The 22,570-nt window shown below is 61.6% G+C and carries 20 protein-coding genes; 14 read left to right on the forward strand and 6 right to left on the reverse strand.

Going from position 1 to position 22,570, the window contains the following annotated elements:
- Positions 1–165: 165 nt before the first annotated feature.
- The 3 genes from B5477_RS05875 (at position 166) to B5477_RS05885 (ending at position 5,987) form a co-directional block, all read left to right on the forward strand.
- Positions 166–2,322, forward strand: coding sequence for a S41 family peptidase (locus tag B5477_RS05875; RefSeq protein ID WP_079698833.1), 2,157 nt, complete (start codon positions 166–168; stop codon positions 2,320–2,322).
- 65 nt (positions 2,323–2,387) lie between these two features.
- The gene (gene recG, locus B5477_RS05880) at positions 2,388–4,436 is read left to right on the forward strand and encodes an ATP-dependent DNA helicase RecG (protein ID WP_242942131.1); all 2,049 of its coding nucleotides are present in this window, start codon (positions 2,388–2,390) and stop codon (positions 4,434–4,436) included.
- A 231-nt stretch (positions 4,437–4,667) separates the two neighbouring features.
- Positions 4,668–5,987, forward strand: a complete 1,320-nt coding sequence (locus tag B5477_RS05885) for a hypothetical protein (protein WP_079698835.1) — start codon at positions 4,668–4,670, stop codon at positions 5,985–5,987.
- A 54-nt stretch (positions 5,988–6,041) separates the two neighbouring features.
- Here the strand turns inward: B5477_RS05885 and nagB are convergent, their stop codons facing one another.
- Positions 6,042–6,770 carry a glucosamine-6-phosphate deaminase gene (gene nagB / locus B5477_RS05890; protein WP_079698836.1) on the reverse strand — a complete coding sequence of 243 codons (729 nt, stop codon included), beginning with the start codon at positions 6,768–6,770 and terminating at the stop codon, positions 6,042–6,044.
- A 321-nt stretch (positions 6,771–7,091) separates the two neighbouring features.
- Here nagB and B5477_RS05895 point away from each other — a divergent pair, with 321 nt between their 5' ends.
- Both B5477_RS05895 and B5477_RS05900 read left to right on the forward strand, forming a co-directional pair.
- Positions 7,092–7,424 (forward strand): hypothetical protein, encoded by a 333-nt coding sequence (locus tag B5477_RS05895; RefSeq protein ID WP_079698837.1) that lies wholly within the window; start codon positions 7,092–7,094, stop codon positions 7,422–7,424.
- Positions 7,421–9,766, forward strand: coding sequence for an Ig-like domain-containing protein (locus B5477_RS05900; RefSeq protein ID WP_079698838.1), 2,346 nt, complete (start codon positions 7,421–7,423; stop codon positions 9,764–9,766). Before B5477_RS05895 ends, B5477_RS05900 begins: the two co-directional genes overlap by 4 nt.
- Positions 9,767–9,827: 61 nt before the next feature.
- Here B5477_RS05900 and B5477_RS05905 read toward each other — a convergent pair whose 3' ends face one another.
- Positions 9,828–10,754: an ACP S-malonyltransferase gene (locus B5477_RS05905; protein WP_079698839.1), complete on the reverse strand. Its 927-nt coding sequence runs from the start codon at positions 10,752–10,754 to the stop codon at positions 9,828–9,830.
- Between the two features lie 163 nt (positions 10,755–10,917).
- On the opposite strand from B5477_RS05905, the gene B5477_RS05910 reads away from it, so the two are divergent.
- From B5477_RS05910 to B5477_RS05950, 9 genes are all read left to right on the forward strand, one after another.
- Complete coding sequence (locus tag B5477_RS05910; RefSeq protein ID WP_079698840.1) at positions 10,918–11,901, forward strand: beta-ketoacyl-ACP synthase III; 984 nt, start codon at positions 10,918–10,920, stop codon at positions 11,899–11,901.
- Positions 11,902–12,022: 121 nt separating this feature from the next.
- Positions 12,023–12,766 carry a 3-oxoacyl-[acyl-carrier-protein] reductase gene (fabG, locus tag B5477_RS05915; protein ID WP_079698841.1) on the forward strand — a complete coding sequence of 248 codons (744 nt, stop codon included), beginning with the start codon at positions 12,023–12,025 and terminating at the stop codon, positions 12,764–12,766.
- Positions 12,767–12,882: 116 nt separating this feature from the next.
- Positions 12,883–14,145 (forward strand): beta-ketoacyl-ACP synthase II, encoded by a 1,263-nt coding sequence (fabF, locus tag B5477_RS05920; protein WP_079698842.1) that lies wholly within the window; start codon positions 12,883–12,885, stop codon positions 14,143–14,145.
- The gene (accB, locus tag B5477_RS05925) at positions 14,142–14,582 is read left to right on the forward strand and encodes an acetyl-CoA carboxylase biotin carboxyl carrier protein (RefSeq protein ID WP_079698843.1); all 441 of its coding nucleotides are present in this window, start codon (positions 14,142–14,144) and stop codon (positions 14,580–14,582) included. Before fabF ends, accB begins: the two co-directional genes overlap by 4 nt.
- Before the next feature lie 14 nt (positions 14,583–14,596).
- Positions 14,597–15,040, forward strand: coding sequence for a 3-hydroxyacyl-ACP dehydratase FabZ (gene fabZ / locus B5477_RS05930; protein WP_079698844.1), 444 nt, complete (start codon positions 14,597–14,599; stop codon positions 15,038–15,040).
- A gap of 33 nt (positions 15,041–15,073) precedes the next feature.
- Entirely contained in the window at positions 15,074–16,423 is a 1,350-nt protein-coding gene (accC, locus tag B5477_RS05935) for an acetyl-CoA carboxylase biotin carboxylase subunit (RefSeq protein WP_079698845.1), read from the forward strand.
- A 31-nt stretch (positions 16,424–16,454) separates the two neighbouring features.
- Positions 16,455–17,339 (forward strand): acetyl-CoA carboxylase, carboxyltransferase subunit beta, encoded by an 885-nt coding sequence (accD, locus tag B5477_RS05940; RefSeq protein WP_423241245.1) that lies wholly within the window; start codon positions 16,455–16,457, stop codon positions 17,337–17,339.
- A complete protein-coding gene (locus B5477_RS05945; protein ID WP_079698846.1) occupies positions 17,332–18,144 on the forward strand; it encodes an acetyl-CoA carboxylase carboxyltransferase subunit alpha in 813 nt (270 codons plus the stop codon). Before accD ends, B5477_RS05945 begins: the two co-directional genes overlap by 8 nt.
- Before the next feature lie 46 nt (positions 18,145–18,190).
- Positions 18,191–18,430, forward strand: coding sequence for an acyl carrier protein (locus B5477_RS05950; protein ID WP_079698847.1), 240 nt, complete (start codon positions 18,191–18,193; stop codon positions 18,428–18,430).
- 47 nt (positions 18,431–18,477) lie between these two features.
- Here B5477_RS05950 and B5477_RS05955 read toward each other — a convergent pair whose 3' ends face one another.
- The 4 genes from B5477_RS05955 to B5477_RS05970 all read right to left on the reverse strand — a co-directional run bounded on the left by B5477_RS05955 (position 18,478) and on the right by B5477_RS05970 (position 22,566).
- Entirely contained in the window at positions 18,478–19,926 is a 1,449-nt protein-coding gene (locus tag B5477_RS05955; protein WP_079698848.1) for a hypothetical protein, read from the reverse strand.
- Between the two features lie 290 nt (positions 19,927–20,216).
- Positions 20,217–20,750, reverse strand: coding sequence for a 2-oxoacid:acceptor oxidoreductase family protein (locus B5477_RS05960; RefSeq protein WP_079698849.1), 534 nt, complete (start codon positions 20,748–20,750; stop codon positions 20,217–20,219).
- Complete coding sequence (locus B5477_RS05965; protein ID WP_079698850.1) at positions 20,750–21,502, reverse strand: thiamine pyrophosphate-dependent enzyme; 753 nt, start codon at positions 21,500–21,502, stop codon at positions 20,750–20,752. The genes B5477_RS05960 and B5477_RS05965 overlap by 1 nt, the downstream gene beginning before the upstream one ends.
- Complete coding sequence (locus B5477_RS05970; RefSeq protein WP_079698851.1) at positions 21,502–22,566, reverse strand: 3-methyl-2-oxobutanoate dehydrogenase subunit VorB; 1,065 nt, start codon at positions 22,564–22,566, stop codon at positions 21,502–21,504. The genes B5477_RS05965 and B5477_RS05970 overlap by 1 nt, the downstream gene beginning before the upstream one ends.
- Positions 22,567–22,570 lie beyond the last annotated feature (4 nt).

Consider the following 22,570-nt stretch of genomic DNA (forward strand, 5'->3'; position numbering starts at 1 on the left):
TTCTCCTTTTGTTCGTATTATACGCGATAACCTTAGATCTGTCAATCCATGGAAGAAAAATTGGAAGCGGCTGGGCAAAATTTTGTGCGGCCCACTTTCAATTTCTCTTAACATTTGGCCTGTCCCGGCCTGTTATAATAAAAGGAAAGGAAGGGGGATGGGAAAATGAGCGCACGTAATCCGGGCCGCATGGCGGCGTTGGCGCTGGCGGCGGCCTTGGCGCTCGGCGCCTGCGCGGGGGAGGAGGCTGCGCCTAAGGGGGAGGCCCCCTCTTTGGCCGCCCCGGCACCGGGCTATTCCCAGGAGAAGCCGGCGCCGTCCGCGACGGAAGCGCCATCCTACCAGCCCGAGGTGCCGGACGTCGCGCAGCTGCTGCGCCAAAGCCGGCGGCGCAACCCCGACACGGTGGGCTGGCTCTACATCCCCGACACGGCCATCAACGAGCCGGTGCTGCAGACCAGCGACAACGACTACTACCGTTTCCACGACGGGGAGAAGAATTACCGCGAGAGCGGCAGCGTTTTTGTGGACTATGAGTGCACCCTCGGCGACGGGCGGGGCGGGACCTTTTCGCAGAACACCATCCTCTATGGGCACAACCTCGGCAACCCGCGCGGGGTAAAGGATGATCCGCAGGGAGAGCGCTTCGCCCAGCTCATGCACTTCACCGACGAGACGTTTGCCGGGAGGCATCCTTATTTCTTTTTCATCACCGAGCAGGGGGTGCAGACCTATGAAATCTTCGCCGTGGCCTATCTCGACGCCAACACCGAGCCGGTCAGCTACATCCTGCCCGAGTATCCGGCGGCGGCCTTTTCGCTGCTGATCGAAGACATGAAGCGCCGCTCCCTCTATGACTACGGCGTGCCGGTGGGGGGAGAAGATAAGGTCATGACCCTGTCCTGCTGCTCGCACAAGTACGGCAGCGAAAAGGAGAACCCCTACCAGCGCTTTGTGGTGATGGGGCGTCTGATGGAGGACGGGCAGCCGCGGCAGGAGACGGCGCATCTGCGGCGAAACGGGCAGCCCAAGGAACCGGATTTCACGAAATATTCCACCGAGATCACCCCCGATGAGCGGATCGCCGCGCTCAATTGGCAGAACCTCGGCGGCGGGCAGATGGCCGAAGACTTCGACGCACTCTTTAAAACGCTTGAGGAAAACTACCCCTACCTCCAAAGCCTTGAGCAAAGGCTCGGGATGACGCGGCAGGAGCTTTATCAAAAGCTGCGCCCCCAGATTGCCGCCACCGGCAGCGACGGGGATTTTTACACCGGGCTGCATGACCTGCTCTCGGGCACGTTTAAGGGCCTTGGCGGCCTGCGCCTGGAGGACGACCCCTATCGCTTCCCCGAGCTCGCCGGGGAGTATCAGGCACGGGCGGGGGAGAGCAGGCTCATCTCCCAGCTTTCGGCGCTCTATAACAGCGCGCAGGCGCAGGAGAGCTACCAAAAGCTCGGCGAGCCCTACGGGCTGATCGACACCTACAGGAGCGTCTATTCCCAGATGCAGTATACCAAGACCTCCTGGGATTACCGCCCCGCACCCGCCCGGCCGCAAAATCCGGCGCTGCCGCAAAATCTGCGCTCGAATGGGAACGTGCAGGCGGGGCTCTACGAGGACGGGAGGATTGCCTATATCCGGATTCCGGACCTGTCGGAGGAGCGGATCGGGCCGGACCGGGATTTCCTGCTGGACTTCTACCGGCAGGCGGCGGGGGCCCAGTCGGTCATCCTCGATTTGTGCGGCAGCACGGGAGACAGCCGGGAGTATGTGGACGGGCTTCTGCTCGCGCCGAATATCCGGGAGCCGCTGACGCTGCGCTACTGGCAGCTTTCCCGGGCGGGGGAGCAAAACAGCAAATTTTTCGACTTCTCCGACCCCGCGTGGCGGCCGGTGTCCGAGCTGCCCCAGCTGTTTTGGCCGGGCGGGGGGATCGGCGGATTTACCCATGCCCGCATGCTCGAACGGCGGGTGGAGCCTGCCGGGCCGGGGCCGGGAGGGCGGCTCTACCTGCTCACCGACGGGCGGGGAGAGCGCGCGGCCCGCTATGCCGCCACCATGATGAAGAACGGGAGCCTGGCCACGCTCATCGGGACGCGCCCGGCATCCGGAGGACTTGAGGAGGAGCCGGCGGCGCTGGCCCTGCCCCAGAGCGGCTGGATCGTGCGCTACAGCGCGGACTATACCCTCTTGCCGAATGGGTCCTGCTCCAATCTTTCTGGCGCGCGCCCCGATGTCGCCGTCGATCCCGCCAAGGAAACCCCGCTTGCCGCCTGCCTGCGGGTGATTTCCGAGGGCGGCGGGGGATTCCCCCAATAAAGTCTTGCCGAAGGGGGCGGCTTTGGGGTAAAATGGAAGCGAAGATTTTGAGGGGAGGTGGAAAGGTGGATCCACAGAGCAGCATACAGTACCTCAAAGGGGTGGGCCCGGCGAAGGCGAAGCTCTATGAAAAGCTGGGGGTGCGCACGGTGCGCGACCTGCTTTACCACTTCCCGCGGGATTATATCGACCTGAGCCGCCCGGTGCCGGTGCGCGAGCTGCAAAGCGGCGAAAGCTGCGCGGTGCGCGCCACCCTGGTGCGCAAGCGGCCCGAGGCGCGCATCCGCCGTGGGCTTTCCCTCTTCAAACTGACTGCTGTGGACGAGAATGGCGACGAGCTGGCGGTCACCTTCTTTAACGCCAAATATACCGTCGAGGGGCTGAAGCTCGAGCAGGAATATCTCTTCTACGGCCGGGCCGAGGGACTCCCGAAGCCTGCCATGGCAAGCCCGATGGTGGTAGACCCCGCGCAGCTCGGCGGGCAGCCGGGGCTGCTGCCGGTCTACCCGCTGACGGCGGGGCTCAGCGCCAAGTCGGTCTCGCAGAACATGCGCCAGGCGCTGCAGGCGGCCAAGTGGCTGCAAGACCCTATCCCGCCGCAGGTCCGGGAGGAGCAGGGGCTCTGCCCCCTGGAGGAGGCGATCGCCGCCATCCACTTCCCGCAGTCCCAGGAGCAGTGCCAGCGCGCGCGGGAGAGGCTGATTTTTGAGGAACTCTTCACCCTCTCGCTGGCGCTGCGCTCGATCCGCGGACGGGAGCGCGCCAGCACCGAGGTGCGCATAGCGCCGTTTTCGCCCGGGCAGTTTTATGCTTCGCTGCCCTTCGAGCCGACCGGGGCGCAGCGCCGGGCGGTGGAGGAAATCTGCGCGGACCTGACGAAGGAAACCCCGATGAACCGGCTGCTGCAGGGGGACGTCGGTTCGGGCAAGACCCTCTGCGCGGCGGCGGCATGTCTTGCCGCGATCGAGAGCGGCTATCAGTGCGCCGTAATGGCCCCGACCGAGATTCTGGCGCGGCAGCATTACGACACCTTCCGCTCGTTTTTGGAACCGTCCGGGTGCGGGTGCGTGCTGCTGACCGGCTCGATGGGTGCCAGGGAACGCCGCCTGGCCGAAGAGAGGATCGAAACCGGCGGAGCCAAGCTCTGCGTGGGCACCCATGCGCTGATTTCGGGCGGGGTGCGCTTTCATAAGCTGGGGCTGGTGATCACCGACGAGCAGCACCGCTTCGGCGTGGGGCAGCGCGTGGCGCTGCAGCAAAAGAGCGAAAACCCGCATGTGCTGGTCATGTCGGCCACTCCCATCCCGCGCACCCTGGCGCTGATCATTTACGGGGATTTGGATATTTCGGTGCTCGACGAGTGCCCGAAGGGGCGCCAGCAGATCGACACCTTCTGTATCAGCACCAAGAAGCTCCCCCGCGCGTACAATTTCATCCGCGGCCTGCTCGACGAGGGGCGGCAGGCGTATATCGTCTGCCCCCTGGTCAGCGAGGACGAGGAGGGAGGAACCGACCTGCCTGCCGCCGAGCAGCTGGCGAAAGAGCTGATGGAGGGGGAATTCCGGGGCTATCGGGTGGGGCTGCTGCATGGCAAGCAGCGTCCAAAGGAGAAGGAGCAGATGATGGCCGCCTTTAAGGAGGGGGAGATCCAGCTTCTGATCTGCACCACCGTGATCGAGGTGGGAGTGGACGTGCCAAACGCCGTGGTCATGCTCTGCATGAGCGCCGAGCGCTTCGGGCTCTCGCAGCTGCACCAGCTGCGGGGCCGGGTGGGGCGGGGCGAGCACAAGTCATACTGCATCCTCGTCTCGGACGCGCGCGGATCTCTGGCCAGGGAGCGCCTGAGCGCCATGTGCCGCACCACAGATGGGTTTGCCATCTCCGAAACCGACCTGCGGTTGCGCGGACCGGGCGACTTTTTTGGCCAGCGCCAGCATGGCCTGCCGCAGATGAAGATCGCGGACATGGCCGAGGATGTCGGGGTACTGCAGCAGGCGCAGGGCGCGGCGCTCGGGGTGCTGGCTTCTGACCCGCTCTTGCGGCAGCCCCAGCACAAGGCTCTGCGCCTGGCCTGCGAGCGGATCATTGAAAACGTCGGGCAGAGGCCGAACTGAATATAGACATAAAAAAGACCGCCAGTAAGGTTAACTGGCGGTCTTAACGATTTGTGGTTTACCCCGAAATTCACAGGAAAAAGCCGGGATCCTGAAAAACCACCTTGATTTTACCATATCCTTGAAAATATTACAAGCGTTTTGCTCATCTGTGCCCGCCGGTGACGGAAATCCCGCCCCATTTTGACCGGAAGCTAACCTTTCTAGCGGTCAAGAAGGCGAGGAAGATTGATGAAAAATGTTGGCTTTTGTGTGCTGCTCCTGCTGCTTTGGCTGGCGCTGCCCACAGCGGCGGCAGGCGCGCAGGCCGCCGCCTATCAGAGCGTGCGCGGGATCGAGGTGGAATTCACCCCCTCCCCCCGAACCGGGCGCTACCGGTTCGAGGTCTATGAGGCGGGGAGCCAAGAGGCTGTCTGCTCCAAGTCCTTCGACTCGATCACCGGGGCGCAGAAGGTTTTCCTGCCGGTCGAATGCCTGCCGGAAAAGACCTATACGATCAAGGTCACCGCCCTGCCCGAGCCGGGCCGCGAGGGGCTGGATACCGCCTCGAGCAAGGAGCAGGCGTTCATACCCCAGCCGGTCTGCGGGCATACCGCCGCGGAGGGCGGCTTCCTCTACGGCAGCGGCACGGCGGACGATCCATTTATCGTTTCAACACCCCAACAGTTTGACCATGTGCGGCAACACGATGGAGGCAGCTTCTTGCAGACGCGCGACCTTGATTTCAGCTCCTTTGGCATCTTTTCTCCGATCTGGCCGAATGAGGATAGTGCGGATAGTGAGAGCCATGTGGGCGGATTTTCCGGCATTTATGACGGAGGTGGATACATCATTCAAAACATAGTGGTTGGCAATGCCGAACACTATTGGAGGAATGGCCAGGCAGATGGTCGATACGGCTATCCGGCTTCCTTGTTCGTGGCAAAGGATATGACGCTTCGCAATCTTGGAATGGATGCCAGCTGCAAGATCGAGGGGAGCAGGGCCTATGCAGCTTCCTTTGTTTGCGGTTCGCGGGGCACTGCATCGCTGACCATTGAGCGTTGCTATAGTGAAGCGGATATCAACCTGCCCGCCGTGACCTATTCTTTTTCCGGAGGAATATTTGCGGGATTTGGAAATAACATGACCATCCGGGACTGCTATTTTTCCGGGCGGATCACTGGGATCAACCAGACCGCCGGTATCAGTTCGCAGACGATGTCGGGAAGTATCGCTTGCTGCTATAATATTGGAAGCTGCACCAATGACAATGTTACCGAGGCGGACGGAATACAGGGCTACACGGGGAATGTCGTATCCTCCTGCTACTCCATTTCCAATTGGCCGACCAGAAAGGGTAGCAATCTGGGGCAGGACGAATTCGCATTGCAGTCCAGCTTTGCCGGTTGGGATTTTGACAGCGTTTGGACAATGGGCAGCGTTACGCGCCTGGACTTGTCCGGCGCCCGCCAAACGATGGCGGCCCCGGTGCTGCGCGTTTTTGAGCAGCGGGACGCGGCTGCCGTTCGCGCGGCGGACTATACCGGACAGCTGTCCCTGGGCAATTAGTTTTTCACATAAAAAAAGTCAAGGACCATTGGTCCTTGACTTTTTGGCGTTAAATCATCCCAATAGTCCGGCGGCCGCCTCGTCCAAAACGACGGTGACGTCGGGATGGAGCTGAAGCACCGATGCGGGGCAGCGGGGGGTCACGGGGCCGTAGAGGGCGTTTTTGGCGATCTCGCGCTTCTTCTCCCCATTGATGGCCAACACGATTTTTTTCGCTTGCATGATGGTTTTGATTCCCATGGTGATGGCCTGCCGCGGCACATCCTCCTCCCGCTCGAAGAAGCGGGAATTGGCCTCGATGGTGCTCTCGGTCAGGTCGACGCAGTGCGTGCCGGTGTCGAAAACGTCGCTGGGCTCGTTGAAACCGATGTGCCCATTGAGGCCGATCCCCAGCAGCTGTACGTCGGTTCCGCCCAGGGACTGGATCAGCTTGTCATAGCGCAGGCATTCCGCCTGGGCGTCCTTGGCAAGGCCGTTGGGCACGTGCGTGTTCGCCTTGTCGATGTTGACGTGGTCGAACAGGTTTTGGTCCATGTAATAGCGGTAGCTCTGGTCGTGCTCGGGTGCGAGACCGACGTATTCGTCGAGGTTGACCGTGCGCACCTTGGAGAAGTCGACGTCGCCCTTGTTGTACCAGTCGATCAGCTGCTTGTAGATCCCGCAGGGGGTGGAACCGGTGGCGAGGCCCAACACCGAATCGGCCTTGAGGATGATCTGGGCCGAAAGGATGTTGGCAGCCATGCGGCACATCCGCTCATAGGTTTTCTCTACGATTATTTTCATGCTTACCCACTCCTAAACGCTTGATAGGTTATCTATTCTTATTGTACCAATCCCCGCCATATTAGTCCAGATATAAAAAGGGCATTTTCACACCTTTTTTGTCTCGAATCGAAAAAGACCGCAAGCAATAACTGCTTGCGGTCTTGATTGTGCGTTTTTTGCGTAAAATCAGAAGAAAATCTCCAAGCTCTTCCATTCATTTCTAAGTATATCCTGTTTTGGTGAAAAATGCAAGGGGATTTGGAGGTTTTAAGCAGTATCCCGCGAAAGTTTTGGCCCCAAGAAGTTATTACTAGCGGTCTTTCTAAAGGGGACGAAAGCATGAAAAGAAAGCTGTTAGCCATCATCCTGTCCGCGCTGGCACTCTGTATGCTGGGCGGCTTTACGTTGGGGGGAAGCGTCAGCCCGGAACATCCGGTTGCGGATGTTCCGGGCCTGATCGCCGCTGAAGACCGGGAAGCCCTGAAAGAAATCTACACCGCGATGTACGAGGCCGGGGAGCTGACGGCCGGGGAATACGCCCTCGCGAAGCGGTGGGACTGGATCATCCCGGAGAGCGAGCGGATACCGCTTGACGACTTCGAGATCGATGTTGCGGGCATTCGCACCGGGACGGATTGGGAGAGCGGATACAGCGGGGGCGGAGTGCGATGAACCGCCGCCTTTGCAGCCTCGCGCTCGCGCTGTCGCTGACGGCGGGGCTCTGCCTGCCCGCCGGGGCGACGCTCGGCGAGAGCGGGGGCTTCGATTATGAGCCCGCCCCGGCCCCCGAGGGGAGAACGGCCCGGGCGGCACTGTTCTCCGCCGGGGCGGAGACGGAAGCGATCACCATCAAGCTGGGCAACAACAATCCGGACCTGATCACCGGCTTCACCGTCGCCGCCGCCCCGGCGGGCGGCGGCGAGGCCCTCTACGGCGTGCGGCAGGGGGCGGGCTGGGACTACAGGATTTCTTTCTCCGCCCCGCCCCAGGAGGACACCGACTTCACCATCACCGTGACCTCCCAAAGCAGCGCCCCCGGCTTCCACGCGGCCGGGGTGAAGGAAACGGTGATGACCTACAACGCGATCAAGAGCCTGACGATCAAGAGCGGGGATACCGATGCGACCGGGAAAACCCTCTATCTGCAAACGAACAACGCCCAGGGGCGGCAGAGCGTGCAGCTCGCCGCGACGAAAAATGGCAGTTCCGGCTCCACCGGCCCGACCGGCCACCCCTACATGAAGGCGAACGGCTACGCCGAACAGGTCCTCTGGACGAGCAGCAACGAGGCCGTCGCGTCGGTGGACAGCACCGGCCTCATCACCGCCCACACCGGCGGGACGGCCACCGTCACCGCCAGCGTCTATGGCGGCAAGGTGAAGGCCTCCTGCACGGTCAACGTCTCGGCGGTGACAGGGGTGTCGCTGAGCCACACCGCCTATACCCTCTTCACCGGCGGCACGGCGGCCGAGACGCAGTTCACCCTCTCGGCCGCCCTGACGGGCGGGGTATCCAGCGACGAACTGGAATGGACGAACAGCAATCCCGGCGCCGCCGCGATGACAGTCGCGGCGGACGGGCGCAGCGCCACCATCGACGCCAGCGGCAAGACGGCGGGCAGCACGACGATCACCGCCCATATCAAGGGTGCGCCGGACACGGCGCAGTACAAGGCGAGCTGCATCGTCACGGTGGTAACCATCGGCAGCGTGAGCGTCAGTCCGAACAGCTATACGATTTACACCCTGGGGGAGCCGAGAACGGTGCAGCTGAGCGCCACGGTGACCCCGAACGCCGCCCCGGTTTGGAGCAGCAGCAACCCGGCCGCCGCGACGGTCAACCAGACCGGGCTGGTAACAGCGGTCGCGCCGGGGAGCGCCACCGTCACCGCGACGGTGGGCGGTAAAAGCGGGAGCAGCACCATCACGGTCAAGGACAAGATTCCCGTGGCCTCGGTAATGGTCAGCGGTACCAATTCGCTGGTGCGCACCAGCGACAAGACCACCGTCACCACCCAGCTTGCGGCGACGGTCAATCCCTCGAACGCGACCCTCCCGGCGGTGACCTGGGCGAAGACCGGCGGCAGCGCCGATATCAACATCAGCACCTCCGGGCTGGTGACCGCGACCGCGGCGGGCACCGCCACCTTCACCGCCACCGCCGACGGCGTGACCAGCACGCCCTACACCGTTACCGTGACCGACCAGAAGGTCACGGGCATTACCATCAGCGGTGAAAATTCCGTCTTGGTTGGGAGTGCGCTGAGCCTAACGGCAAACGTCGCGCCGTCCACGGCACTCAACCGCGATGTTACCTGGAGTATCGTTTCAGGCAGCGATTATGCTTCTGTAAGCAGTGTGGGGGCAGTGAGCGCTAAGGCATTCGGCAATGTTACGATACGCGCCTCTGCTAATGACGGGAGCGGAAAATTTGCCGAAAAAAGCATCTTGGTTAGCACGGCGGCCGGGTCAGAAATTTCCTGGGGAGGAAAGACTTGGTGGCTGGCGGACAGTAACGGTTCGGACTACGGCGGCAATGCTGGGTCGGTGGTGTTGTTGCAAAGGGGAAATGTAGCGTACCGGCGTTTTGCGGCGAACTCCCGCAACTGGGAGGGCAGCGAGATACAGCAATATCTTAATGATGCCTTTTACGAGGAGTTAGGAAGCTATAAAAGCAAACTGGCAGTACATAAGGGATTGGGAGGCAATAATCGAGTCTGGCTACCGAGCACAGGTGAAATATATGGCGCCAGTGGAAGACCCGCCTATGTGGGGAGCGGACCCGGAGAACTGCGGCAATTACAAATTTTCAACATGGCAGGTCAAACATATTCTAACTATAGCTATATTAAGACAGTATTTAACGGAATAAATGGCTGGACCAGAAGTCCATATCTCAACGCATATGGAAATATCGGAGTCTGTGTAGTCCGAAAGGATACCGGGCAAATAACACAGGGCTATTGCTATAATACAGATGTTTCACCGCGCGCAGCTATCATCCTCAACCCCTAATGCAGCCACAAAAGCGGGGCCGCTTCCAAAACAGGAAGCGGCCCCGCAGCCTTTTGAAAAACTAATTCAGAAGCGCCTTCAGCTTTTCCACGCCGGACAGGTTCTCCAGGCTAATGGGCTTGGTCCCGTTCAGCGTGCGCTTGACAAGGCCGCTTACCACCTTGCCGGGGCCCACCTCGACAAAAAGCGCCGCGCCGTCGCGCCGCATGGCCGTGAGCTCCCGGGTGAAGAGGACGGGGGAGAGCATATGCGCGTGCAGATAGCCGTACAGGTCGCCGAAGTCCTCCATGCACTCCCCATCCCGGTTGGAGTAGAAGGGCAGCGCCGGTCGGTTATAGGGGATTCCCCGCACCGCTTCGCAAAATTCGTCGGCCGCGCTCTGCATGAGCTTGGTATGGAAGGCGCTGGCTACCCCGAGCTTGACCGCCTTGGCCCCCAGCTCCTGGAATTTTTGCACCGCCGCCTCGGCGGGCCCATTTTCCCCGGCGATCACCGTCTGGATGGGGGAGTTGTAGTTGACCGGCAGCACATATCCTTCTGTTTCTTCGCAGACCTGCTCGACGGTGCTTTCATCCAGCCCGATGATGGCGAACATCACGCCCCCGGCGCTCTGCGCCGCGCGTTCCATCGCGGCGGCCCGCGCCTTGATGACGCGAAAGCCGTCCTCCATGCTCCAGACCCCGGCGGCGCTCAGCGCGCCGTATTCGCCCAGCGAATGCCCGCCGACGCAGAAGGGCGCGAGCCCCAGCTCCCGCTCCAGCACCCGGTACCCCGCCAGGGATACCGCGAAGATGGCCGGCTGCGCCACCGCGGTCGGGGCGAGGGCGGCCTCGTCCCCCTCGAAGCAGGTTTTTTGCAGGTCGAACCCCAGAATGTCGCTCCCGCACTCGAAAATTTCCCGCGCCGAGGCGAAGTTGTCGCAAAGCTCTTTGCCCATTCCGGGCGCCTGCGACCCCTGGCCACAGAATAAAACCGAAAGATTTTCCATATTTTTACTCCTTTTGCCCACTTGTTCAAAAAATATCTATTGACATCCCTGTCAAAAATCGGTATGATAATCGTAACATGCGTTACATTAACAACTGTTACATTTCTTTTAAATATTACCAGAATCCTAACATAAATTCAAGGGGGTCCTTTTATTGAATGGAATGACCATCGTCAGCACGGGGCGTTATATCCCGCAGACGGTCGTCAGCAACGACGACATGGCAAAAATTGTGGAGACCAACGACGAGTGGATTTCGACCAGGACCGGGATCAAGACCCGGTGCATGGCTGGGGGGGAGCCCACCTCCTACATGGCCGCCGAGGCGTCGAGGCATGCGCTCGAAGGATTTGACGGGAGTGCTTCGGACATCGGGATGATCGTCTGCAGCACCATCACGCCGGACTTCCACACCCCGTCGGTCGCCTGCCTGGTGCAGCAGGCCATCGGGGCTAAAAACGCCTTCTGCCTGGACATCAGCTGCGCCTGCAGCGGCTTTGTGCACGCTTTGGACCTGGCCTACCGCTACATCTCCTGCGGGGAGATCGAGCACGCGCTGGTGGTCAGCGCCGAGACCCTCTCGCACATCGCGGACTTTACCGACCGCTCGACCTGCGTGCTCTTCGGGGACGGCGCCGGCGCCTGCGTGGTGAGCCGGGGGGAAAATAAGTTCGCCTCCTATATGGGAGCGGACGGCGACGGCGCGCAGTTCCTTTACGCCGCCAGCGTCTATCCGCAGACCCCCTTCGAGACCGAAACCGGGCGAAACGGGCACAAGTCCTTCGATTATGCCGAGGACGGGTTCATCCATATGAACGGCAAGGAGGTCTATAAGTTCTCCACCAGCGTCATGCCGCTGGCGATCGGGAAGGCCTGCGAAAAGATGGGGATCGCGCCGGAGGAGCTCGACCTGATCATCCCGCACCAGGCCAACGTGCGGATCGTGCAGACCGCCATGAAGCATCTGCATCTGCCGATGGAAAAGGCCTATCTCAACATTGACAAATACGGCAACACCTCCTCCGCCAGCATCCCGATCGCGCTGGACGAGGCGGTGCGCGAGGGCGCTGTTAAGCGCGGGGACACCATCGCGGTGGTGGGCTTCGGCGCGGGGCTGACCTACGGCGCGTCGGTTTTTAATTGGTAGCAATATTTATCGGAACCACTTTTCTTTGTGTCCGAGTTCTGTTAGAATGGGTTCAAACGGCGCAGGGAAGCCGCCGAAAGTTGGCGGCAGTTTATAAGGATTAGAAAAAGGGGAATGCAATTTGGCTAAAACAGCATTGATTACCGGAGGCAGCCAGGGGATCGGCGCGGCCATCGCGCGGCGGCTGGCCGATGATGGGATGAACGTCGCCATCAACTGCCTGGACGAATACAACCGCGACACCCACGGCGAAGCCGTCGCCGCGGAGTGCCGGCAGCGCGGGGTGGAGGCCGAGTGCTTCATCGCCGACGTGTCGGTCCACGCCCAGTGCGATGAGATGATTAAGGCCATCAAGGAGCGCTTCGGCTCGCTCGACGTGGTGGTCAACAACGCCGGGATCACGGCGGACGGCCTGCTCGTCAGGATGAAAGAGGAGCAGTACGACAAGGTTATCGCGGTCAACCAAAAGAGTGTCTTTAACATCTGCAAATTTGCCGGGGCCGTGATGATGCGCCAGCGCAGCGGGCGGATCATCAACGTCTCCTCGGTGGCGGGGCTCTACGGGAACCCCGGGCAGTTCAACTATTCCGCCTCCAAGGCGGCCATTGTGGGGATGACCCTCACCGCCGCCAAGGAGCTCGGGCCCCGCGGGATCACCGTCAACGCGGTCGCGCCGGGATTCATCAAAAGCGCCATGACCGATGTGCTTTCGGATGAGCTCAAGGAGAAGATCCTCGCCCAGATCCCGCTCGGGCATTTCGGCCAGGTGGAGGATATTGCCAATACCGTGTCGTTTCTGGCATCGGAGAATGCGTCGTACATCACCGGCCAGGTGATCGTGATCGACGGCGGCATGATGATGTGAAGGTTTGAAAGACAGATCTTTCAAACTCACGGAATTTTCACCTTGGCGGTCCCCGGGCCGCCAGTTCGGCAGAGCCGGAACCGGTGTGAATTCTCGGGAAAGGAATGGTTATTAGTATGAGAAGAGTAGTCGTTACCGGCATGGGCGCGCTCTCCCCGATCGGGATGGACGCCGACAGTATGTGGCAGAGCATGATAGCCGGCAAGCACGGCTTTCGCAAGATCGAAGGCTTTGAGAGCGAGGACATGGGGATCACCTATGCCGCGCAGATTCATAATTTTGACCCGGTGGAGCACGGGATCGGCAAGAAGGAGGCCCGCCGCATGGACCGCTTCACCCAGTTTGCGGTGATCGCGGCAAGGCAGGCGGTCGGGATGTCGGGCTATTCGCTCGAGGGAGAGGACCCGTTTCGGGTCGGCGTGATCGTCGGCAGCGGGATCGGGGGCTTCAACACCATCAACACCGAGCATACCAAGTACATCGAAAAGGGCCCCTCGCGGGTGTCGGTCTTCTTTATCCCGATGATGATCTCCAACATGGCCGCGGGCTCCATCGCCATCGAGCTGGGCTATAAGGGGGCAAACTTCTGCACCGTCACCGCCTGCTCCTCGGGCGCGCACGCCATCGGCGAAGCGTTCCGCAACATCAAGCACGGCTACCTCGACTGTGCCCTGGCGGGGGGGAGCGAGGCCTCCCTCGAGCGGTTCTCGATGGCGGGCTTCAACAACATGGGGACCCTCACCAAATCCACCGATCCGGACCGGCTGTCCATCCCGTTTGACAAGGAGCGCAGCGGCTTCGTGATGGCCGAGGGCGCGGGGATCCTCTTTTTGGAGGAGCTCGAGCACGCCAAGGCGCGCGGAGCGAAAATCTACGGCGAGCTGATCGGCTACGGCGCGACCTGCGACGCCTATCACATCACCAGCCCGGACCCGCAGGGGCTCGGCGCCTCCAAGGCGATGGAGCTGGCGATCGAGGAGGGGCAGATCGCCTGCGAGAACGTGGGCTACATCAATGCGCACGGCACCTCCACCCCGCTCAACGACCTGTATGAGACCAGGGCGATCAAGGCCACCTTCGGCGCGCACGCAAAGAAGCTCGCCGTCAGCTCGACCAAGTCGATGACCGGGCATATGCTCGGCGCGGCGGGCGCCATCGAGGCGATCGCCTGCGTCAAGGCGGTCCAGAGCGGGATTATCCCGCCCACCGTGGGCTACAAGGTGCCGGACGAGGAGTGCGACCTGGATTACGTGACCGGGGGCGCCAGGGAGGAGCACAAGCTGCGCTTTGCGCTGTCCAACGCCCTGGGCTTCGGCGGACATAATGCGTCCCTGTGCTTTAAGAAGTACGAGGAAGAGGCGGGAGGTAACGAGGAATGAGCTATTCGGTGCAGGAGATCAAGGAACTGATCAAGGCCTTTGCGGACAATTCCCTCACCCGGCTGGAGATCGGCGAAGGGGAGTATTCCCTGAAACTGCGCCGCGAGTGCGGCGAGACTTTTGTGAGCGTTCCGGCCCCCGCCGCGGCCGCGGCGGCGCAGCCCGTGCCCGAGGCGGAGCCTCAGGCGGCTGCGGGGGACGAGGGCAGCTATGTGACCTCCCCGATCGTGGGCACCTTCTATGCCGCGCCCGCGCCGGACCAGGCGCCCTTCGTGCAGGCCGGCAGCGTGGTGCACAAGGGGGACGTGCTCTTCATCATCGAGTCGATGAAGCTGATGAACGAGGTCACCAGCGAGTGCGACGGCGTGGTGGCCGAGGTGCTGCTCGAGTCGGGCACTCCGGTGGAGTACGGCCAGCGCATCCTGCGCATGGAATAGGAGGCAAGCAGTAAATGGCATTGATGGATAAGGAACAGATCAAGAAAATCATCCCGCACCGCGATCCCTTTCTTTTGATCGACGAGGTGCTCGAGCTCGAGCCCGGGGTGCGCTGCGTGGCGCAGAAATACATTGCGCCGGACAGCTTCTGGTTTGAGGGGCACTATCCCGGCTACCCGGTGACCCCCGGGGTGCTGATGGTCGAGATGCTCGCCCAGACGGCCGCCGTCTGCGGGATGAGCGTCAAAGGCAACGAGGGGAAGATTCCGCTCTTCGCCGGGGTGAACAAGGCGCGCTTCCGCCGCCAGGTGCTGCCGGGGGAGACCCTGCGCCTGGAGGTTGAGATTGCGCAAGCCCGCGCCTCGATCGGGGTCGGCAAGGGGACCGCCACGGTGGACGGCAAGCGGGCGGTCACCTGTGAGATGACCTTCGCTTACTCCGAAGCCAACGACCAGTAGGCTTTATATTTTTTACAGCAAGGTGTGTCGGTTATGTTTGATAAAGTCCTGATTGCCAACCGCGGCGAGATCGCAGTGCGGATCATACGCGCCTGCCGCGAGCTTGGAGTGCGCACGGTGGCGGTTTGCTCGACGGCGGACCGCCAGGCGTTGCACGCCCAGATTGCGGATGAAACGGTCTGTATTGGCCCTGCCCCGACCAAGGAGAGTTATCTCGATATGCGGGCCATCGTTTCGGCTTGCGAGGTCACCGGCGCGGATGCGGTCCATCCGGGCTTTGGGTTTTTGTCCGAGAACGCGGCCTTTGCGCGGCTGTTGCAGCGCTGCGACATCAAGTTTATCGGTCCGGACGCGGAGAGTATAGAGCGCATGGGCGACAAGGCTCAGGCCAAGATTACCATGAAGCGCGCCGGCGTGCCGGTCATTCCCGGCTCGGACGGGGTGGTGCGCTCCCTGGAGGACGCCAAGGCGATCTCACGGGAGATCGGCTATCCGGTGATGGTCAAGGCCAGCGCCGGCGGCGGCGGACGGGGGATCCGCAAGGTGATGGACGAGCAGGAGCTTGAGAAGGCCTATACCGCCGCGCAGCAGGAAGCGCTCAATTTCTTCGGCAGCGCCGAGGTGTACTTAGAAAAGTTTATCGAGAACCCCCGCCATGTGGAGGTGCAGATCCTCTGCGACGAGCACGGCAACGCCGTGCACTTCGGCGAGCGGGACTGCTCACTGCAGCGGCGCAACCAGAAGGTGCTCGAGGAGACGCCCTGCCCCTCGCCCCAGATGACCCCCGCGCTGCGTCAAAAAATGGGCGAGGCCTCCCTCGCCGCCGCCAGGGCGGTGGGATACAAGAACGCCGGGACGGTGGAGTACCTGCTGGACGGGGAGGGCAACTTCTATTTCATGGAGATGAACACCCGGATACAGGTCGAGCACCCCATCACCGAGATGGTCTACGGGGTGGACCTGGTCAAGCAGCAGATCCGTATCGCGGCGGGCGAGCCGATCACCTTTAGGCAGGAGGAGATCGCCCCGCAGGGCCATGCCATCGAGTGCCGGATCAACGCCGAGGACCCCGCGCACGGCTTTCGGCCCTGCCCGGGCGAGGTGAGCTCCCTCTACATGCCCGGCGGCCCGGGGATCCGGATCGATTCCTCGGTCTATGCGGGCTACACCATCACCCCGTACTACGATTCGATGATCGCCAAGCTGATCGCCTACGCGCCGACGCGCATGGAGGCCATCGCCAAGATGCGCTGGGCGCTGGCCGAGTTCTTGGTTGACGGGGTGCAGACCAACATCGACTATCAGCTCTCGATTATCGCGGACCCCAACTTTATCGCCGGGGATTATGACAACGGCTATCTAACACGCAAGCTGGAGCAATAGGCTCCGGCTTTCACGAAAGGAGTGACTGTGCTTGATCCAGGAACTGTTCCAGCAGGTCAAAAGCCGGGTCGCCATGCCCATCATCTCGGCCGCCGACAAGAAGGTAAACGTGCCGACCGACCTGCTCTGGCGCTGCCCGCGCTGCGGCAACGTGGTGATGATGGACGACTATGAAAAGAACCACAAGGTCTGCGCGAGCTGCTCGTACCACTCCAGGCTCTCCGCCTTCGAGCGGCTGGCGCTGACCGCCGATCCGGATTCCTTTGTGGAGCTTGACCCGGACATGAAGAGCGTCAACCCCTTGGAGTTCCGCAACTATCCCAAAAAGCTCGAGCAGCTGCAAAGGAGCACCGGCCTTCGGGATGCCATCCTCACCGGGGAATGCACCATCAAGGGGCATCCCTGCGTGATTGGGATCATGGACTCCCGCTTTCTGATGGCCTCGATGGGCTCGGTGGTGGGGGAGAAGATCGCGCGCGCCTTCGAGCACGCTGCAAAGCTCCGGCTGCCGGTCATCCTCTTCACCGCCTCGGGCGGGGCGCGCATGCAGGAGGGGATCATCTCGCTCATGCAGATGGCCAAGACGGCCGGCGCCGTTTCGCGCCACAATGCGGCGGGGCTGCTCTATATCACGGTGCTCACCGACCCCACCACCGGCGGGGTGACCGCGAGCTTCGCCTCCCTCGGGGACATCATCATCGCCGAGCCGAAGGTGCTCGTGGGCTTTGCGGGGCGCAGGGTGATCGAGGGGACCATCAAGGAAAAGCTGCCGGACGACTTCCAGACGGCGGAATTCCTGCTCGAGCATGGATTCGTGGATATGATCGTCTCGCGCCACCAGCTGCGCCGCACCCTTGGGCATATCCTGAAAATGCACATTGAAAAACCGGCCGGGGAGGTGGGCGAGAATGGCTAAAACTGCACAGCCCAGCGCGTGGGACCGCCTGCAGATCGTGCGGGAGAAGACCCGGCCCACCGCGACCGACTATATCCCGATGATCTTTGACCGGCACTACGAGCTGCACGGCGACCGCTGCTTCGGTGACGACCATGCCATCTGGGGCGGGATCGCCAAGATAGACGAGATGCCCGTCACCGTCATCGCCCAGGTCAAGGGCCACAACCTCGAGGAAAACAAGCGCTCCAACTTCTCCATGCCCCATCCCGAGGGGTACCGTAAGGCCCTGCGGCTGATGAAGCAGGCCGAGAAGTTTCACCGTCCGGTGATCTGTTTCATCGACACCCCCGGCGCGTTCTGCGGCGTGGGCGCCGAGGAGCGCGGGCAGGGCGAGGCGATCGCCCGAAATTTGATGGAGCTCATGCAGCTGCGTACCCCCATCGTGTCCATCGTGTTGGGCGAGGGCGGCAGCGGCGGCGCGCTGGCGCTGGGCGTCTGCGACGAGCTGGCCATGCTCTCCAACGCGGTCTATTCGGTCATCTCCCCGCGGGGATTTGCCAGCATCCTCTGGAAGGACCCGAGCCGGGAAAAGGAGGCGGCCAATCTGATGAAGATCACCGCGCCCGACCTGGTGGAAATGAAGATTGCCGAGGCGATCATTGCCGAGCCTGCCGGCGGGGCGCATATGAACCCGCCTCTGATGGCTAGTAATATCGCTGAATATCTACGGAGCACTCTGTTAAAATTAAACAAATTGCCTATTGATATTTTGTTACAGAAACGATATGATAAGTTCAGATTAATCGGGGAATACACCGAATAAACCCGGTTGTTTGATATTTAAAAACAGATAATCAGGAGGAAAATCAATGGATATTTTTGAGAAGGTACGTCAGCTCTTAGTCGAGCAGCTGGACGTCGATGCCGAGTTGGTCACCATGGAGGCTTCCATCACCGAGGATCTGGGCGCCGATTCGCTGGATCTCGTGGATCTGGTCATGGAGCTGGAGAACGAGTTCGATACCGAGATTCCGGATGAGGACATCCAGACCATCAAGACTGTGGGCGACGTGGTCAAGTACATCGAGAAAATGAAAGCCGCGGAATAAAGAAATACAAAAAAGGGCAGCCGACGGGCTGCCCTTCTTTGTTCTCTTTATTGGGAAAGGCCGATGGAGGCCCTTTCCGGCGAAGCCACGCCTTGCGTCCGCGCGCCGCTTTCGCGGCGCTCGAAGGCCTGGAGCACCGGAGCTGAGATGGTGCGCTCGCTGCCTGAGACATCGGTATAGATCACTTCTCCCATCGTCCAGGTGTCCACGAAGTCCCAGCCGGGGAAGGAGCTCTCGGCGGCGAAGGCGGCTTCTCCGAGGGGTGCGGCTCCGCTGTTCGAGGCCGGGGAACCGATCCCATAGCTGGCGGAGCCGGACAAATAATAGGAATCCGAAACCGAGCCATAGTTGAAGGAGGAGTGGAGCAGGCGGCTTCCCACCACTGCGCCGGGGACGGCGGTGCCGCCCATGGCATTGGGGAGCGAATAAGAATTGTGCAGCTGCGCAGAATAGCCCGTGCTGCAAAAGAGATACCCGGCGATGCCACCGCCCGCATGATAGGTATAACTTGAATTAGAGATGGTAATTTTTACTTCGACACCCGCACTGTAACAATCAGAAAGCGCCAGGTTGCCGCTTGAGGCATGAAAATAGCCCGCGATGCCTCCACAGGAGGGGGCCTCAAGTGTTCCGTTGATGGCCCGGCAGCCCCGGATGCTGGCATTATAATGAGAGGCGCCGACAATCCCACCGGCGCCGAACAACTTTCCGGAGAACGAGAAGTTTTCGACTCCAAGATTTTGAATGATGCCTTCGGAGACGTAGCCGAAGACCCCTGAATCATAACCGTATGTGCCCATATCCGTCGCGTTGCCTGTGGCGCAGTAGCTCAGATTGTATAGGGAATGACCCGCGCCGTCGTACTGCCCGATGAAACCGGTATTGGCAGAGTGTTGCTTGGCGATCGGCACCCAGTTGCCGTTTTCGGGGTCGCTGTCCGCATCAAAGGGCTCCCCATCCCGGTAAAACGCAGGGTCGAGCAGGTCGATGTCCCGGCTTTGGAGAAAGTACTGTCCGGCCCGCCTGTGCGCGTCGTGGTCGAGGTGTCGCAGCTGTGCGGGGCAGGAGACGATATAGGGATCGTCCGCCGTGCCGCTGCCGTAGAGGAAGCCGCCCTCCGCGGCGGTATGCCCGCAGACCGGCTGGGGTGTGAACGCCTGCTCCTTGCTCGAGGCGGCGTCCAGCCCCTCGCGGCCCGGCTCGGGCAGGGCGGTGACCTTGATCGTATAGGTCTTTTCCGGCAGGCATTCGACCGGCAGGAAAACCGCCTGCTCTCCAGTGAGCGAGTCGAAGGACTTGGAGCAGGCGGTTTCCTGGCTCCCCGCCTCATAGACCTCGAACCGGTAGCGCCCGGTGCGGGGGGAGGGGGTGAATTCCACCTCGATCCCGCGCACGCTCTGATACCCGGCGGCCTGCGCCCCTGCCGCCGCAGTGGCGGCGAGGAGCGTTCCCAGCAGGACGAGCGCGGCGAGACAGTATAACCTGATCTTTTTCATCGGATATTTCCCTTCCTTCATGACCGCAAGAAACGCATGCTTGCGGTCGCCAAAGCGCGGGAACCGGGCTGCAGGAGAGCAAAATAGCCGGGACGCTTGAAAAAAATGCAAGTATATGGTAAAATTAAGTCAAAATTTCCATGAAACTGTTTTGAATTTCCCAGTTTATGGGGAAAGGCCTAGAAATCCTGACCGCAAGCATGCGTTGCTTGCGGTCATTTTAATTGCAAAAAGGCCGCCGGACGTTCCGGCGGCCTTGGATTTATATAGGTGTTGGGGGGTGTAAAACGTTATTGAGCCGCCCCCAGGGCGATGGCGCGCTTGTTGGCGTCAATTAAATGCGCCTTGCGCGCGGGCACACACTTGTCGATCGCTTTGTCGATGCTCTCATTGCTCACGAAGGGACGCTCGGCAATCATCTTCCCGATCAGGATGATGTTTGCGAGCCCGTCGAGCCCCTGCTCCTTGCTGAGGCTGGTGGCGGGGACGTAGCAGACGGTGATGTCCTCTCTTTCGCACCTGCGGTCCACCAGCGCGCTGTCCAGGATGGCCAGTCCACCGGGTACCACCGCGTCGATGAACTTGTCATAGGACGGGGTGTTCATCGCCACCAGCACGTCCGGTGCGAGCACCAGCGGCGAGCCGATGGGATGGTCTGAAATGCAGACGCTGCAGTTGGCGGTGCCGCCGCGCATCTCAGGGCCGTAGGAGGGCAGCCAGCTGACCTGGCGCTCCTCCATCAGCCCCGCGTAGGCGAGCACCTTTCCCGCAAAGAGGATCCCCTGTCCGCCGAAGCCGGCAAGAAGAATGTTTGTCGCAGCCATCAGTTTTCCCCCTCCCCGGTTTTGTCCTTGTATACCCCCAGCGGGTAGTAGGGCAGCATGTTGTCCTTGAGCCAATCCAGCGCCTCCACCGGGGTGAGGCCCCAGTTGGTCGGGCAGGTTGAAACCACCTCGACCATCGAGAAGCCCTTGCCCGCGAGTTGGGTCTGGAAAGCCTTCTTGATGGCGGCCTTGGCCTTGCGGATGTTCGGGATGTCGCAGACGGTCACCCGCTCGAGATAGGCCGGCCCGTCGAGGGTGGCGAGCATCTCGCATACATGCACCGGCCAGCCGGCCACCTTCGGATCCCGCCCGTAGGGGGTGGTCTGGGTGACCTGCCCGGGCAGGGTGGTCGGGGCCATCTGGCCGCCAGTCATGCCGTAAATGGCGTTGTTGACGAAGATGACGGTGATGTTTTCACCCCGGGTCGCGGCGTGCACCGTCTCGGCGGTGCCGATGGCGGCCAGGTCCCCGTCGCCCTGGTAGGTGAAAACCACGTTGTCGGGCAGCGAACGCTTGAGCCCGGTGGCGACGGCGGGGGCCCGCCCGTGGGCGGCCTGCACCATGTCGCAGGTATAGTAATCATAGGCCGTGACCGAGCAGCCGACCGGCGCCACGCCGATGGTGATCCCGTCGATCCCCAGCTCCTCGATGGTCTCGGCGACCAGCTTCTGGATGATCCCGTGGGTGCACCCCGGGCAGTAGGAGAGGGTCGCGTCGGTCAGGGTGGAGGGCTTCTTATATACGATGGCCATTATCTCTCGCCTCCCATCAGCTTCTTGATCTCACAAAGCACCTCGTCCGGGGTCGGGATGATCCCGCCGGTGCGCCCGTAAAACGCGACCGGCTTACGGCCGCTGACCACCAGGCGCACGTCCTCGATCATCTGGCCCATGCTCATTTCCACGCAGAGGAACCCTTGGACCTTGCCGGTGGCCGCCTCAATCGCCTTCTCGGGGAAGGGCCAGAGGCTGATCGGGCGGATGAGGCCCACCTGAAGGCCGCTTTCCCGCGCCGCGTCGATCGCGTTCATCGCGATGCGCGCGCTCGCGCCGTAGGCCACCACCGCGAGGGTGGCGTCCTCCATCCTGTATTCCTCCCAGAGCTGTTCATTCTGCTTGACCTGCTCATAGCGCTTGGCGCGCTCGAAGACGGTCTGCTCGAGCTGCTCGGGCTTTAAAAGCAGGGAATTGACGATGTTGTGCGTCCTCTTTCCTTTGTGACCGTTGGTGGCCCAGGGCTTTTCGATCGCCTCGGCCTTGTCCTCGTCCGGGAAGGAGACCGGCTCCATCATCTGACCGAGCATACCGTCCGCCAGGATGACGGCGGGGATGCGGTAGGTGTCGGCCTTATGGTAGGCGTTAAAGACGGTGTCCACCATCTCCTGCACGGTCGAGGGGGCGAAGACCAGCAGCTGCTTGTCGCCGTGCCCGAGGCCCCTCGTGACCTGCCAGTAATCCGCCTGGGAGGGCTGGATCCCGCCCAGGCCCGGCCCGCCGCGCATCACGTCCACGATCAGGCAGGGCAGGTCGCAGGCGGCTATGTAGGAAATGCCCTCGCTCTTGAGGGAGATCCCCGGCGAGGAGGAGGAGGTCATCGCCCGTACGCCGGCGGCCGCCGCGCCGAGCACCATGTTGATGGCGGCGACCTCGGACTCGGCCTGCAGGAAGGTCCCGCCGACCTTGGGCATGCGCTTGGCCATATAGGCCGCGATCTCGGTCTGCGGGGTAATGGGGTATCCGAAGTAGTGGCGGCAGCCCGCGCGGATGGCGGCCTCGGCCAGAGCCTCGTTCCCCTTCATCAGAACTCGTTCGCTCACTGCT

It is taken from the genome of Provencibacterium massiliense, assembly GCF_900169495.1.
In the GTDB taxonomy this organism is placed as follows: Bacteria; Bacillota; Clostridia; order Oscillospirales; family Ruminococcaceae; genus Harryflintia; species Harryflintia acetispora.